Source organism: Mesorhizobium sp. Primo-A, from assembly GCF_003997175.1.
Taxonomy (GTDB): Bacteria; Pseudomonadota; Alphaproteobacteria; order Rhizobiales; family Rhizobiaceae; genus Mesorhizobium; species Mesorhizobium ciceri.
Map to the genome: position 1 here is coordinate 14,564 of NZ_RZTG01000003.1, position 14,902 is coordinate 29,465.

Annotated in this window: 15 protein-coding genes; 8 read left to right on the forward strand and 7 right to left on the reverse strand. The window is 62.7% G+C overall.

Annotation, left to right across the window (positions count from 1 at the left end; all coding sequences use genetic code 11):
- The first annotated feature begins 58 nt into the window (after positions 1-58).
- The 3 genes from EOC83_RS05420 (at position 59) to hflX (ending at position 2,705) form a co-directional block, all read left to right on the forward strand.
- Positions 59-922 (forward strand): D-amino-acid transaminase, encoded by an 864-nt coding sequence (locus tag EOC83_RS05420; RefSeq protein WP_027163475.1) that lies wholly within the window; start codon positions 59-61, stop codon positions 920-922.
- Positions 923-1,067: 145 nt separating this feature from the next.
- Positions 1,068-1,313 carry an RNA chaperone Hfq gene (hfq, locus tag EOC83_RS05425; RefSeq protein WP_006202172.1) on the forward strand — a complete coding sequence of 82 codons (246 nt, stop codon included), beginning with the start codon at positions 1,068-1,070 and terminating at the stop codon, positions 1,311-1,313.
- Positions 1,314-2,705, forward strand: a complete 1,392-nt coding sequence (hflX, locus tag EOC83_RS05430) for a GTPase HflX (protein WP_063168044.1) — start codon at positions 1,314-1,316, stop codon at positions 2,703-2,705. It abuts the gene before it with no gap.
- A 62-nt stretch (positions 2,706-2,767) separates the two neighbouring features.
- On the opposite strand, the gene mazG is transcribed toward hflX, so the two are convergent.
- The 7 genes from mazG to cyoA all read right to left on the reverse strand — a co-directional run bounded on the left by mazG (position 2,768) and on the right by cyoA (position 10,120).
- Positions 2,768-3,592 (reverse strand): nucleoside triphosphate pyrophosphohydrolase, encoded by an 825-nt coding sequence (gene mazG, locus EOC83_RS05435; protein WP_063168043.1) that lies wholly within the window; start codon positions 3,590-3,592, stop codon positions 2,768-2,770.
- Positions 3,593-3,672: 80 nt separating this feature from the next.
- Positions 3,673-4,857, reverse strand: coding sequence for an amino acid aminotransferase (locus EOC83_RS05440; protein WP_063168042.1), 1,185 nt, complete (start codon positions 4,855-4,857; stop codon positions 3,673-3,675).
- A 252-nt stretch (positions 4,858-5,109) separates the two neighbouring features.
- Positions 5,110-5,817: an SURF1 family protein gene (locus tag EOC83_RS05445; protein ID WP_063168041.1), complete on the reverse strand. Its 708-nt coding sequence runs from the start codon at positions 5,815-5,817 to the stop codon at positions 5,110-5,112.
- A gap of 96 nt (positions 5,818-5,913) precedes the next feature.
- On the reverse strand, positions 5,914-6,294 hold the full coding sequence (gene cyoD / locus EOC83_RS05450) for a cytochrome o ubiquinol oxidase subunit IV (protein ID WP_013531503.1): 381 nt from the start codon (positions 6,292-6,294) through the stop codon (positions 5,914-5,916).
- Positions 6,291-6,917: a cytochrome o ubiquinol oxidase subunit III gene (gene cyoC, locus EOC83_RS05455; RefSeq protein ID WP_013531504.1), complete on the reverse strand. Its 627-nt coding sequence runs from the start codon at positions 6,915-6,917 to the stop codon at positions 6,291-6,293. The genes cyoD and cyoC overlap by 4 nt, the downstream gene beginning before the upstream one ends.
- A 5-nt stretch (positions 6,918-6,922) precedes the next feature.
- Entirely contained in the window at positions 6,923-8,935 is a 2,013-nt protein-coding gene (cyoB, locus tag EOC83_RS05460; protein ID WP_063168040.1) for a cytochrome o ubiquinol oxidase subunit I, read from the reverse strand.
- 15 nt (positions 8,936-8,950) lie between these two features.
- Positions 8,951-10,120: a ubiquinol oxidase subunit II gene (gene cyoA / locus EOC83_RS05465; RefSeq protein ID WP_013531506.1), complete on the reverse strand. Its 1,170-nt coding sequence runs from the start codon at positions 10,118-10,120 to the stop codon at positions 8,951-8,953.
- A 166-nt stretch (positions 10,121-10,286) separates the two neighbouring features.
- Here cyoA and EOC83_RS05470 point away from each other — a divergent pair, with 166 nt between their 5' ends.
- From EOC83_RS05470 to EOC83_RS05490, 5 genes are all read left to right on the forward strand, one after another.
- Positions 10,287-11,600 carry an MFS transporter gene (locus EOC83_RS05470; protein WP_024505203.1) on the forward strand — a complete coding sequence of 438 codons (1,314 nt, stop codon included), beginning with the start codon at positions 10,287-10,289 and terminating at the stop codon, positions 11,598-11,600.
- Positions 11,597-12,919 (forward strand): ATP-binding protein, encoded by a 1,323-nt coding sequence (locus EOC83_RS05475; protein ID WP_013531508.1) that lies wholly within the window; start codon positions 11,597-11,599, stop codon positions 12,917-12,919. The genes EOC83_RS05470 and EOC83_RS05475 overlap by 4 nt, the downstream gene beginning before the upstream one ends.
- A complete protein-coding gene (locus EOC83_RS05480; protein WP_013531509.1) occupies positions 12,909-13,442 on the forward strand; it encodes a response regulator transcription factor in 534 nt (177 codons plus the stop codon). The genes EOC83_RS05475 and EOC83_RS05480 overlap by 11 nt, the downstream gene beginning before the upstream one ends.
- Positions 13,443-13,599: 157 nt before the next feature.
- A complete protein-coding gene (locus EOC83_RS05485; RefSeq protein ID WP_174299063.1) occupies positions 13,600-14,115 on the forward strand; it encodes a sigma-70 family RNA polymerase sigma factor in 516 nt (171 codons plus the stop codon).
- Positions 14,112-14,885, forward strand: coding sequence for an anti-sigma factor (locus tag EOC83_RS05490; protein ID WP_013531511.1), 774 nt, complete (start codon positions 14,112-14,114; stop codon positions 14,883-14,885). The genes EOC83_RS05485 and EOC83_RS05490 overlap by 4 nt, the downstream gene beginning before the upstream one ends.
- Positions 14,886-14,902: the final 17 nt, after the last annotated feature.

Genomic DNA, 14,902 nt, shown 5'->3' on the forward strand with positions numbered 1-14,902 from the left:
CGGTTACGCCCGCGGTGGAATCGCATAAGAAAGCCCGAGAATTTCTGAGGGGTCGCCAATGCCGCGCATTGCCTATGTCAACGGGCGCTATGTCACGCACGCCGACGCTGCCGTGCATATCGAGGATCGCGGCTATCAGTTTGCCGACGGTGTCTATGAGGTCTGCGAAGTGGCGCGTGGCTTCATCGTCGACATGCCGCGCCACCTGGCCCGGCTGAACCGTTCGCTGACCGAATTGTCGATCGCCTGGCCGGTCACCTCTCACGTGCTGCCGCTCATTCTGCGTGAGGTGGTCAATCGCAACCACGTCGCCAATGGCCTGGTCTACGTGCAGGTGACGCGCGGCGTGGCCAGCCGCGACTTCGTCTTCCCTTCCGCCGACACCAAGCCTTCGCTGGTGGTAACCGCCAGGAAGGCCGATCCTGCCGCTGGTGCAAAGCGAGCCGAGACAGGCATCGCCGTCATCACCGTGCCGGAGAACCGCTGGGACAGGGTCGACATCAAGACTGTCGGGCTGCTGCCCAATGTCTTGGCCAAGCAGAAGGCAAAGGAAGCCGGTGCGCAGGAAGCCTGGTTCGTCGACACCGAAGGTAACGTCAAGGAAGGCGGCTCGTCCAACGCCTGGATCGTCACCAGGGACGGCGTTCTGGTCACCAGGCCGGCCGAGCATGGCATCCTGCGCGGCATCACCCGCACGACCATGTTCGAAGTGGCGGCCAAGCTTGGCCTGAAGATCGAGGAGCGCGGCTTTTCCGTCGCCGAGGCCAAGACGGCACGCGAGGCGTTCATCAGTTCCGCAACGACGATCGCCATGCCGGTGGTGACCATCGATGGCGACACGGTCGCCAATGGGCACCCCGGCTCAATAACACTTTCGTTGCGGCAAGCCTTTTTTGACATTGCGGAAAAAAGTCCAGCCTGATAACCGCACAGGTGGAATGAACATCAATATATCTCGTTCTGCTTGTCGTTACTGACGACAAGACGGTGTTTGCGAGCTTGACATGCGCCCGTTAATTTGGCGCATTGGCTTGCAAACCGAAGGGGATCGGCGAAAGACAAGAACAATGGCGGAACGATCGCAAAACCTTCAGGACCTGTTCCTGAATTCAGTTCGCAAGAGCAAGAACCCGCTCACCATCTTCCTCATCAACGGCGTGAAGCTGACCGGCGTGGTCACTTCGTTCGACAATTTCTGTGTCCTGCTGCGCCGCGATGGTCACTCCCAGCTCGTCTACAAGCACGCCATTTCCACGATCATGCCGAGCCAGCCGGTTCAGATGTTCGATGGCGAGGAAAGCCAGGGCGCCTGATTGGCACGTGAGAAAGACGCGGACGCCACCGTTCGCGGGAAACCAGCGCATCACCCCAGGACTGAGGCCAAGGGCCCGACCCGGGCCGTGGTCATTGTGCCCGTCCTTACCCGCCACCAGCGCAACGACGACGAGACCAACCGCCCGCGGCTGATGCGTTCGGCTGATGCGCGTCACGACGAGGCCGTTGGCCTTGCCCGCGCCATCAACCTTGATCTGATTCACACCGCGGTGGTGACCGTCAACGATCCGCGCCCGGCGACGCTGCTCGGCAGCGGCAAGGTCGCCGAGTTCGCGGAAATCGTCAAAGAGGGACATGCGGAAGTGGTCGTCGTCGACCATCCGCTGACCCCTGTGCAGCAACGCAATCTCGAGAAAGAGCTGAACGCCAAGGTGCTGGACCGCACCGGGCTGATCCTCGAGATATTCGGCGAGCGTGCACGCACCAAGGAAGGCACGCTGCAGGTCGAGCTCGCCCATCTCAACTACCAGAAGGGCCGCCTCGTGCGTAGCTGGACCCATTTGGAGCGTCAGCGCGGCGGCGCCGGATTCCTTGGGGGCCCCGGCGAAACACAGATCGAATCCGACCGGCGGCAGTTGCAGGAAAAGATCATCAAGCTGAAGCAGGAGCTGGAAACGGTGCGGCGCACGCGCGACCTGCACCGCGCCAAGCGCAGGAAGGTGCCGTTCCCGGTGGTGGCGATCGTCGGCTACACCAATGCCGGCAAGTCGACGCTGTTCAACCGGCTGACCGGGGCGGATGTGCTGGCACAGGACATGCTGTTCGCCACGCTCGACCCGACGCTGCGCCGCGTGCGCCTGCCACATGGCACGCCGATCATCCTCTCCGACACGGTCGGCTTCATTTCGGACCTGCCGACACATCTGATCGCGGCTTTCCGCGCCACCCTGGAAGAGGTGGTCGAGGCCGACCTCGTGCTTCATCTGCGCGACATTTCCGATCCGGACACGGCCGCCCAGGCCGAGGATGTCGAGCGTATCCTTGCAGATCTTGGCGTTGACGCTGGTGATGCCAAGCGGGTGATCGAAGTGTGGAACAAGATCGACCGGCTCGACGAAGGCAACCGGACCCGGCTGCTTGCAGACGGCGCCGATGCCAACAAGGCGCCGCCGATTGCGGTGTCGGCGGTGACCGGCGAGGGCATCGATGCGCTGAAGGCGATCATCGAAACGCGGATGGCGGGCGAACTCGAAGACCTCACCGTGACGATCGAGCCGGCACAGTTCGGCCTTGTCGACTGGCTTTACCGCAATGGCGATGTGGTTTCGCGAAGCGACAATGACGACGGCAGCGCCACCATCTCGCTGAAGGCCACGCAAAGCGCGCGCGAAGAGATCGAAAACAGATTGCGTCGTAAAAACAACGGATAATCCGGAGCAGTTCCAGGAAAAGTGTATAGCGGTTTCCGTCGGGAGTTGCCCGAAAAGAGAGACTACTTCGCGGTCTTTGCTTCCTGCCAGAGCGCTTCCATCTCGGCCAGATCAGCCTTGTCCAGCGTGTTGCCGGCTTTCTCCAAAGCCTGCTCGACATAATGGAAACGTGAGCGGAATTTCTCGTTGGTGCCGCTCAGCGCTGCTTCCGAATCGAGCTTGAGGTGGCGACCGAGATTGACGACGGCAAACAGCATGTCGCAGAACTCGTCCTTGATCGAGGCGGTGTCGCCCTTGGCCAGCGCCTCGCGCAATTCGCCGATCTCTTCCTCGATCTTGTCGAGGATGGGTGCTGCCTCGCTCCAGTCGAAGCCGACGCGGGCGGCCTTCTCCTGAAGTTTCAGCGCCCGGGTCAGCGCGGGCAGGGCGACCGGCACGCTATCCAGAAACCCCTTGCCATTGTCTTCGGGATCGAGACCGCGCGCGAGGCGGGCGCTTCGTTTCTCTGCCTTCTCTTCTGCCTTGATCTTTTCCCACATGCCCTTGGCCATGCCGGCGCTGCGGGCCTTTTCGTCGCCGAAGACATGCGGATGGCGTCGGATCATTTTCGTCGTGATGGCTTGCACCACATCGGGGAAGGCAAACTCGCCGGCCTCCTCGGCCATTTGCGCGTGGTAGACGACCTGCAGCAGCAGATCGCCGAGTTCGTCGCGCAGATCGTCGAGGTCGCCGCGCGCGATGGCATCCGCGACCTCATAGGCCTCTTCGATCGTGTAGGGCGCGATGGTCGAGAAATCCTGTTCGATATCCCAGGGACAGCCGGTCTTCGGCGCCCGCAGCGCCGCCATGATCTCGATCAGGCGCGAAATGTCTTTCGATGGCGTCATAGGGCTGATGCTATCGCGCGGCCGGCCGCGCGGCCAACGCTGTCAGCCGGCGAGAGTGCCTTGTCCACAGGCGAGCCACGTCAGTCGAGCACCGAGACGATCGCTTTGGCGAGGTCGTCCATGCCGTCCTCGGGCAGGCCGGCGACATTGATGCGGCTGTCGCCGACCATGTAGACGCCGTGCTCGGCGCGCAGCCGTTCGACTTGCGCTTCGGTGAGGCCAAGGCGGGAGAACATGCCGCGATGGCTGGCGACGAAATCGAAGCGGTCGGAATTGGATTGCCGGCGCAGGGCTTCGGAGAACTGGACACGGAGTCTCAGCATGCGCAGCCGCATCTCTTCAAGTTCGGCTTCCCAGTCTGCACGCAAGGCGGCGTCCTCCAGCACGATGCGTACGGCTGCTGCCCCGTGGTCCGGCGGCATCGAATACATGGCGCGCGCCGCCGACAGCATCTGGCTCATCGCCACATCTGCCTGTGCGCCGTCCTTGGCCAGGATCATTGCTGCGCCGACGCGGTCGCGGTAGACGGCGAAATTCTTCGAGCAGCTCGACGCGACGACCATTTCCGGAACTTTCGCCGCCAGCAGGCGCAAGCCGAGGGCGTCGGCCTCAAGGCCATCGCCAAAGCCCTGATAAGCGATGTCGACGAACGGCAGCAGCGCGCGCTCGACGACCAGATCGGTAACGGCTGCCCACTGTGCCGCATCCAGATTGGCGCCGGTTGGGTTGTGGCAGCAGCCATGCAGCAGCACGACGTCGCCGCTCTTTGCGGTCCGCAGGGCCGCCAGCATGTCGTCGAAGCGAACAGCACCCGACGCGGCGTCGAAATACGGGTATTCACGGATCTGCAGGCCGGCGGCGCGCATCACCGGCATGTGGTTCGGCCAGGTCGGGTCCGACAGCCAGATGGTTGCGTCCGAACGCGTCCGCTTCAGCAATTCCGCCACCAGCCGCAGCGCGCCGGAGCCGCCGGGCGCCTGTGCGGCGCGGATGCGCGTCATGTCAGCGCCCGGACCGAAGGCGAGCTTGGCCATCACCGTGTTGAAGCCGGTATCGCCGGCAAGGCCGAGATAGGTCTTGGTGTCCTGGGCCTGCAGCAGGCGCTTTTCCGCCTCGCGCACGGCGCGCATAACCGGCGTCTTGCCGTCGCGATCCTTGTAGACGCCGACGCCGAGATCGACTTTGTCGGGGCGCGGATCGGCGCGATAAAGGCCGATCAGGGCCAGGATCTTGTCGGCGGGGGCGGGCTGCAGGGTCTCAAACATCGATAGGGCTCCAATGGCGGCGGAGTGATACGCAAATCGGTCGCGTTTCGCCAGCGGTTTTAGCTAGGTGCTCCAGCCCGAGACGGCTGGGAAGCCTGCCCTGCGCGCTCATGGATGAGGGTTTGAAGGGAAACCTATTGATGCGCGTCGGAAATGACCAGCCGGCACGAGCAGAGCGATCACGCCATCCTCTGCGCCGGCATGAGCGCTTCCGTGCGTAATTTCGGCTTTGCCTCGGCCAGCGGTCAGCGGTCAGCCCCCGCCGGGCCTGTCTTTCACAGCCTGCCGCAACAGCCAGGCGACCGCGCCCAGCACCATCAAGGCCAGCCCGAACCATGTCAGGGCATAGACCAGATGGTTGTTGTGGAACGAAACGACCGTCAGGCCGCCGACCGGCCACCCTCCCGGATTGGGCGTGGCATCGGCATCGATGAAATAAGGAGCGACCTGCCCGATGCCTTGCTTGGCGGCGATCGCCTGTACATCGCGCGAATACCAGCGGTTGGCAGCCGGATCGTTGGTGCGCAGGAAGCCGCCTTTCGGTTCGCTGATGCGCAACAGGCCATGAATTCCGGTGTGATCGCCCGAGGGCTTGCCTGCGAAGCGGGTTGCCGGATCGCGCTTGTCCGTCGGCACGAAGCCCCTGTTCACCAGAATCGTGAAGCCATCATCCGCTCGGAACGGCGCCATTACCCAGAAGCCACCGCCGAGATCGGTGACCGCCTGGACCAGGGTCTCGCGATCACCGAGAAACCGGCCCGTGACGACGAGGCGGCGATACTCGTCATCCCTGGCGTTGATCGCTGGCCAGGCCGAAGGCGCCGGGGCGGCCACGGGTACTGCCTTGAGACGCTGGTCGACACGCTCGATCAGGTCGAGCTTCCAGACGCGGCGCTCCAGCTGCCAGATACCGAGCGCCGAGAACCCTGCGATGCCGATGGCTCCGCAAAGGCAAAGCATCAATAGCGTCCATCTCGAACGCGTAACCCTTTGGCCGTCGCCTGTATTCGGATGCGGTGTCGTCCGCGCCTGTTCGTCCAAAGCCAGGTCCCTCTCTCAGGGTATCTGACTCATGTCATGGCCGGGCATCATGTTGACGTTCAGATGGTACATGACCCAGAGCGAGCCCGTCAGCGCGATCATCACCAGGATGAGGGTGAAGATCAGCGCCATCATGGTCCAGCCGCTCTCCGACCTGGTGTTCATATGCAGGAAGAACACCATGTGGACGATGATTTGCACGACGGCGAAGGCCATGATGGCAATCGCCGACGCCATCTGATTGCCGAGCGCGTTGGTCATGACCAGCCAGAAGGGAACGGCGGTCAGCACGACGGACAGGCCGAAGCCTGTCAGATAGCCGGCCAGCGAGCCGTGATTGACGCCGTGATGCGCGTGGCTGTGGTTGCTGGTGTCTGTTTGGTGCCCGGCGCTCATCGCAACATTCCCATCAGATAAACGAAGGTGAAGACGCCGATCCAGATGACGTCGAGGAAGTGCCAGAACATGCTCAGGCACATCAGGCGCCGCTGGTTCGCGGCGATCAGCCCATGCCTGGAGACCTGCACCATCAGCACCACCAGCCAGACCAGGCCGAAGGTGACGTGCAGGCCATGCGTTCCGACCAGCGTGAAGAACGACGAAAGAAAGCCGCTGCGCTGCGGCGTCGCCCCCTCGTGGATGAAATGGGCGAATTCGTAGAGTTCGATGCCGAGAAAGGCGAGGCCGAACAGGCCGGTGATCACCAGCCACACCTGCATCGGCCTCACTCGCCCTTTCGCCATCTCCAGCATCGCGAAGCCGTAGGTGATGGAGGACAGGAGCAGCATGGTGGTGTTGAGCGCGACCAGCGGAAGATCGAACAGGTCCTTCGGCGCGGGCCCGGCGGCGTAGTTGCCACCGAGCACGCCGTAGACTGCAAACAGCATCGCAAAGATGAGGCAGTCGCTCATCAGGTAGATCCAGAAGCCGAGCATGGTGCTGCTGCCGCTCTCGGCATGGCCGTGGTCGTCTTCCAGGTGGAAGATCGTGTCGTCGATCACCGTGTCGGCGTGTGCCATGGTGCTCATCCCGCCTGGCTGGTGGCTGCGAGCAGGCGTGTCCGCTCGTCCTCGACGCGGGTGACGTCGCTGGACGGAATGTGGAAGTCCCGGTCGTAATTGAAGGTATGCGCGATGGCGTAGCCGATCAGAGCAACGAAGCTCACGATCGCCAGCCACCAGATGTACCAGATGAGCGCCACGGCAAGCACCACGCTCAACCCAGCCAGAATGACGCCGGCTCCGGTGTTGCGCGGCATGTGGATGTCGTGGAAGCCCGTCAACGGACGCTGGTAACCGCGATTCTTCATGTCCGCCCAGGTGTCGAGATCGTGGACGACCGGCGTAAAGGCGAAATTGTAGGCCGGGGGCGGCGACGAGGTTGCCCATTCGAGTGTACGCCCGTCCCACGGATCACCGGTGTCGTCGCGAAGCTGCTCGCGCCGGCGCACGCTGACGAAGATCTGGATGAGGAAGGACAGGATACCAAGGAGGATCAGGAAGGCGCCAAAAGCGGCGATGATGAACCAGATCTGCAGCGAGGGATCCTCGAAGGTGCGTAGCCGGCGCGTTACGCCCATCAGGCCGAGGATGTACAGCGGCATGAAGGCGAACCAGAAGCCGACCACCCAGAACCAGAAGGACATCTTTCCCCAGAACGGATCGAGCCGGAAGCCGAATGCCTTGGGGAACCAGTAGCTGATACCGGCAAACAGGCCGAACAGCACGCCGCCGATGATGACGTTGTGGAAATGCGCGACCAGGAACAGGCTGTTGTGGAGCACGAAGTCGGCCGGCGGAACGGCGAGCAGCACGCCGGTCATGCCGCCGACGGTGAAGGTCAGCATGAAGGCGACTGTCCACATCATCGGCAGTTCGAAGCGGATGCGGCCGCGGTACATGGTGAACAGCCAGTTGAATATCTTGGCGCCTGTCGGGATCGAAATGATCATCGTGGTGATGCCGAAGAACGAGTTGACGCTCGCTCCCGACCCCATGGTGAAAAAGTGATGCAGCCAGACGAGATAGGACAGGATGGTGATGACGATGGTTGCGTAGACCATCGAGGTGTAGCCAAAGAGCCGCTTGCCGCAGAAGGCCGAGGTCACTTCGGAAAATATGCCGAAGGCCGGCAGGATCAGGATGTAGACCTCGGGGTGGCCCCAGATCCAGATCAGGTTCACGTACATCATCGGATTGCCGCCGAAGTCGTTCGTGAAGAAGTTGGTGCCGACATAGCGGTCGAGAGCCAGCAGGGCCAGCACCGCCGTCAGCACCGGGAAGGCGGCGACGATGAGCACATTTGTGCAGAGCGCGGTCCAGGTGAAGATCGGCATTCTCATCATGGTCATGCCAGGCGCGCGCATCTTGACGATGGTGCAGACCAGGTTCACGCCCGACAGCAGCGTGCCGACGCCCGCCACTTGCAGCGCCCAGATATAATAATCGACACCGACATCGGGACTGTAGCCGATACCCGACAGCGGCGGGTAGGCGAGCCAGCCGGTGCGCGCGAATTCGCCGACGAACAGCGACATCATGACGATGACCGCGCCGCCGACCGTCATCCAGAAGCTGAAATTGTTGAGGAACGGAAACGACACGTCGCGCGCGCCGATCTGCAGCGGGACGACGAAATTCATCAGGCCCGTCACCAGCGGCATCGCCACGAAGAAGATCATGATGACGCCGTGCGCGGTGAAGATCTGGTCATAATGATGCGAATTGAGATAGCCTTCCGAACCGCCGAAGGCCATCGCCTGCTGGAGTCGCATCATGATGGCGTCGCTGAAGCCGCGCAGCAGCATGACGATGCCGAGCACCATGTACATCACACCGATGCGCTTGTGGTCGACGCTGGTGAACCATTCGCGCCACAGATAGCCCCAGAGCTTGAAATAGGTCAGCGCGCCGACGAGGGCGATGCCGCCCAGCGCGACGACAATGAAGGTCGCGACCACGATGGGCTCGTGCAGCGGCAGCGACTCGAACGTAAGCCGGCCGAAGATCGCCTTGAGAAGAGCAGGATTGTCGAACATGTCTTGCGTGGCGCCTCAGGAGTTGAAGGGCGACCGAAGCGTGCCGGTTGCGGAAGGTGACGGCAGTCGGATCGACAGGGGCAGTGGCCGTTGCAGACCAGCGCCGACTATCGGCGTCGAGGTCATCGGCGTGGCGGATTGATCAGCCTTCGAAGCGGCCAGTGCTTCTTCGGTCGTGCATATGCTGGCGACATAGGATGGGGCGGGGCCGAATATCGTGCCGCGCCGGGCGAACTTGTCATACAGCAGCGGAAGGGTGTTGCGGATGCCGGCCATTCCCAGACCGCCCTTGGCATCGATCTGCGACATCTCGCTCATGCACATCTTGCCGGGCTCGACGCACATGTTGAGGATCGCCTTGTAGAGATCGCTATCCACCGCCGCATAGTGGCGCACGGGTTGGTTCTCACTGGGCTGTTCGAGCTCAAGATAGCCGTTTCGGTCGAGCTTGCCGCCGCTGTCCTTTGCCTTCGCGATCCATGCCTGGAAACCGGCATCCTCGAGGCCGTGGAACGCGAAGCGCATTCCCGAGAAGCCGGCGCCGCTGTAATTGGCAGAGAACCCTTCATAGTCGCCGGACTTGTTGATGACAGCGTGCAGCCTGGTTTCCATACCCGGCATCGCATAGATCTGGCCGGCCAGTGCTGGAATGTAGAAGGAGTTCATCACCGATGCGGAGGTAATGCGAAAGCTGATCGGCCGGTCGACCGGCGCAGCCAGTTCGTTGACCACGGCGACGCCGTATTCCGGATAGATGAACAGCCATTTCCAGTCGAGCGCGACGACTTCGACCTCAAGCGGGCGCACGTCCGGCGGCAGCGGCTTGCCGGCCGCTACACGTCCGATCGGACGATAGGGGTCGAGCAGATGGGTGCCCATCCAGGTCACCGCGCCCAGGCAGATGATGATCAGAAGCGGCACAGCCCAAATGACGAGTTCGAGATGGGTCGAGTGGTCCCAATCCGGCTCGTAGCGCGCCTCGCGGTTGGACTGGCGGTATCGCCAGGCAAAGAATATGGTGAGAGCCATCACCGGTATGATGACGATCAGCATCAGTGCCGTGGACACCATCAGCAGGTCGCGCTGCTGCTCGGCGACGTCGCCGGCAGGGTTCAGGACGACCATGCTGCAGGAGCCGAGCGATGCCAGCAGGGGCAGCAGGAAAAGGGTACGAAGACGGCTCAATGTATGACCTGTCGGTTGTTCCCCCCAGTGCTAACCGTACCGCGGCGATGAAGGCATTGGACAATTTGTCCAATGCCGCAATGACGCGGCAGGCGTCATCAAAGCATCTGGCCCGCGCACATGGCAAGCGATCGTATGAGACCGCGGCGGGGCGACGGAGAATGCTGTGAGCCCAACTTCGAAGATCGAAGCCGACGCAAGACGGATCAATGCGCGGCATCATGAGGTGAAGCCCGGCGAAATCGCCGTTGGCGTCATCATCGGCAGGACGTCGGAATTCTTCGACTTCTTCGTCTACGCGATCGCTTCCGTCATCGTTTTCCCCAAGCTCGTATTTCCATATGCCGACCCGTTGACCGGCACGCTCTACTCCTTCGCCATCTTCGCGCTTGCCTTCATCGCGCGGCCGATCGGGACGGCGATCTTCACCGCGCTCGACCGCGCCTACGGACGCAGCGCCAAGCTCACCATCGCGCTGTTCCTGCTGGGGACCTCGACCGTGTCGATCGCCTTCGTGCCCGGTTACGACCAGATCGGCCCGGCTTCGGCCTGGCTGCTGGCCATGTTCCGGATCGGTCAGGGACTGGCGCTGGGCGGGACATGGGACGGACTTGCCTCGCTGCTGGCGTTGAATGCCCCCGAAAAGCGTCGCGGCTGGTATGCGATGATCCCGCAGCTGGGCGCGCCACTCGGGCTCATCGTCGCCAGTGCCCTGTTTGCATATTTCGTCGGCAACCTGTCGGCTGAAGACTTCTTCAGCTGGGGTTGGCGCTACCCGTTCTTCGTCGCCTTCGCCATCAACGTCGTCGCCCTGTTCGCGCGGCTGCGCATCGTGGTGACGCCGGAATACACCAAACTGTTCGAAGGCCAGGAACTGGAGCCGACTTCCGTCCGCGAGACGTTGCGCGCCGAAGGGCGCACTGTCGTGCTCGGCGCTTTCGCGCCGCTGGCGAGCTTCGCCCTGTTCCACATGGTGACGGTGTTTCCTCTGTCCTGGATCTTCCTGTTCACGCGCGAGGGACCGGCACGGTTCCTGGTCATCGAGACGATCGGAGCCTTCTTCGGCCTGGCGGCAATCGCGATCTCGGGCGTCGTTGCCGACCGGGTCGGGCGCTGGCCCTTGCTTGGAGGCTCGGCGGTGGCCATTGCCGTGTTCAGCGGTTTCGCGCCACAGCTGCTCGATGGCGGCTTCGTCGGAGAGTCCGTCTTCATGGTGTTGGGCTTCGTCCTGCTCGGCCTGTCGTTCGGCCAGTCTTCGGGAGCACTCGCCTCGAATTTTTCAAAGAACTACCGCTATACAGGTGCTGCGCTGACCTCGGATCTCGCCTGGCTGTTCGGCGCCGGCTTCGCCCCCATTGTCGCCCTGTTCCTGTCCGCCCATTTCGGGCTGATCTCGTCAGGCGCCTATCTGCTGTCGGGAGCGCTATGCACGCTGCTGGCGCTGCGGCTCAACCAGCGCCTGGATCGGACTCCCGCTTGAGTGACCTGCTTGGCCAGGGCTGGGGACCTCCCGGCCCAATGACGCTGCACGACAAGACCAACAAGCAGAATTTTCTGCTTCTGATCCAACTGCGCTGGATCGCGGTCGGCGGTCAGATCGTGACGATCCTGTTCGTCCGCTACGCGCTTGGCATCGGGCTGCCGCTGGTGCCGATGGCAGTGGTGATCCTGCTGCTGATCGCTCTCAACGTCGCCAGCCTGCGCCGGCACAGCAGCCAGGACGCGATCACCAACACCGAGCTGTTTCTTGGACTGCTGCTCGACGTCACCGCGTTGACGGTCCAGCTTTACCTGAGCGGCGGCGCGTCCAATCCCTTCATTTCGCTTTACCTGCTCCAGGTCATCCTGGGCGCGGTACTGCTGGAGACATGGTCGGTCTGGGCGCTTGTCCTCATTGCAAGCACGTGCTTCATCGCGCTGACCACCTTCTACCGTGAGATCAGCCTGCCCGCCGCACACGGTGCCGGGCTGTTCAGCCTGCACATTCAGGGCATGTTCATCTGTTTCGTCCTGGCGGCAACGCTTCTGGTGCTGTTCATCACCAGGGTCCAGAACAACATTCGCACCCGCGACGCTCATCTTGCGGATTTGCGCCAGCAATCGGCGGAGGAGGCTCACATCGTCAGGATGGGCCTGCTCGCCTCTGGCGCCGCGCATGAGCTCGGCACGCCGCTGGCTACGCTTTCCGTCATCCTCAACGACTGGCAGCGCATGCCGGTTCTCGAGGCCGATCCGGATCTGGCGCAGGAAATCCGGGAGATGCAGGGCCAGTTGGACCGTTGCAAGAAGATCGTTTCGGGAATCCTGATGTCGTCGGGCGAATTGCGCGGCGAAGGCACGGTTCGCACCTCCGTCGATGCCTTTCTGGCGGAGCTGGTGGCCGAATGGAAGTCGACACGGCTGCCGCAAGGTTTCGAATACACCAGGCGTTTCGGCGCCAACCAGGAGATCGTCTCCGATCCCGCGCTCAAACAGGTGATGTTCAATGTACTGGACAACGCACTTGAAGCGTCGCCTCTATGGGTCGGTTTGATCGTCAGCCGCCACGCGGACGATCTCATCATCGAAGTTGTCGACGCGGGACCGGGATTTGAAGAAGCCATGCTTGCTGAATTCGGCAAGCCCTACACGTCGACCAAGAACCGGCCAGGTAGCGGGCTCGGCCTGTTTCTGGTCGTCAATGTCATCCGCAAGCTGGGGGGTAGCGTCACTGTAAGAAACAGAACCGAGGGGGGAGCTTCGGTTACGTTGCATCTGCCGCTGGCTGCTCTGTCTCCGCGAGGGCACAATGCCGACTGAACGCACGCTGCTGATCGTCGAGGACGACATCGCCTTTGCCAACGCACTGCGCCGGTCTTTCGAACGGCGTGATTACGAAACGCATAGCTGCCGGAGCGTCGACGGCGTGCAGGCGCTGATCGGCACCGTTGCCTTCCAATATGCCGTCGTCGATCTCAAGCTTGCCAGCGGCTCGGGCCTTGAGTGCGTCAGGGCGCTGCACGAACACGATCCTGAAATGCGGATCGTCGTGTTGACCGGCTTTGCCAGCATCGCCACCGCTGTCGAGGCGATCAAGCTCGGCGCCTGCCAGTATCTCGCCAAGCCCGCCAATACAGACGACATAGAAGCGGCTTTCGGCCAGGTCGAGGGCAATGCTTCGGTGCCGCTCGCCGAGCGGCCAACCTCGATAAAGAACCTCGAATGGGAGCGCATCCACGAGACGCTGGTGGAGGCCGACTTCAACATTTCCGAGACGGCACGACGGCTGGGCATGCACCGCCGGACGCTGGCGCGGAAGCTGGAGAAGAGGCGTGTGAAGTAGGCACGATCCACCGGGCATGGCACATCGTGGCGATGCCGATGATAAGATTGATGCCGGCATCAATCGTTGCATTCGAACGATGTCCTCCAAAGGAAAAAATTGGCAGGGCAGGGATTAAAATCCCCACATGTTCCGTAAACAGGACATGAAACCGCCGATGCCACGCTTTGACATCATAGGACAGCTCGGTTCGCTGCGCCGCTATGCGCGCTCGCTGACGCGCGACAGCACCGACGCCGAGGACCTTGTCCATGACGCGCTGGTGCGCGCTTATGAGCGGCGCAGCACCTTCCGCTCCGGCGGAAACCTGCGCGCGTGGCTGCTGTCGATCGTCCACAACACCTTCATCGACAGGATGCGGGCCCGCAAGTCCGAGGCGTCGCGCGTCGAACAGGCTGGATACCTGGCCGACGGCAGCACGCCGGCACCACAGGAACATTCGGTGCGCCTGGCGCAGGTGCGCCAGGCTTTTTTCAGCCTGCCGGAAGAACAGCGTTCAGCGCTGCACCTCGTCGCTATCGAAGGCCTCTCCTATCAGCAGGCCGCCGATGCCAGCGGCGTGCCGCTCGGCACGCTGATGTCGCGCATCGGCAGGGCGCGCGCCGCGCTGCGCGAGATGGAGGAGCCGGCGAAGGCAAAAAACCACCTCAGGATCGTTGGAGGCCCTTCATGACCGCAACTGTCGATCCCGTGACGGATATCGACCTCGACGCCTATGTCGACGACCAGATCGACGTCACCCGCCGCATCGAGGTGGAGGCATTCTTGTCCGCTCGCCCGGAGGCGGCGGCGCGCGTGATGTCGGATCTCAGGACCCGCGATGAACTGCGCGTGGCGCTTGCCGGCTCCAAAGGTATGGCACGGCCCGCGACCGCCGATGCCGCGCGGCGGCTGGAGAGGGGGCTTGCCCGCGGCCGCATCTTCGGTGTGCTGCAGCGCGCCGCGGTGGTTGCTGTCTTCGTCGCCGCCGGGTGGCTGGCGAACGGTATCATCGGGCCGATGTCGGTGACCAAGGTCGTCGCCTCGCCGCAGCCGCCCGCCTATGTCGACGACGCAGTGCGGGCCCACAGGACCACGCTGGTGCGCGAGAGCATGCCGTCGCAGCCCGAGGCGCCCAACTACAACGCCGGCGAGATTCGCGCCGCGACCGCCATCGTCATGCCGTCGCTGCCCAAGGATTGGAAGGTCCGCGACGTGCAGATCTATCCGTCCCGCTTTGGTCCGAGCGTCGAGATGGCGGTCGAGACGAAAGACATGGGGCTGGTGTCGCTGTTTGCGATCCGGCCTGGAACCTTCGACGTCGTCAAGCCGACGATCGCGCCCTCGGGCGACATCTCATCGGCCTATTTCCAGATCGGCGATGTGGCTTATGCGGTGGTCGGACGAAGCGAGGTCCACGACCTCGACCGCGCCGCAGAGACGCTCGCCAAGACGCTCTACTGATCGATCCACAAAGGAGA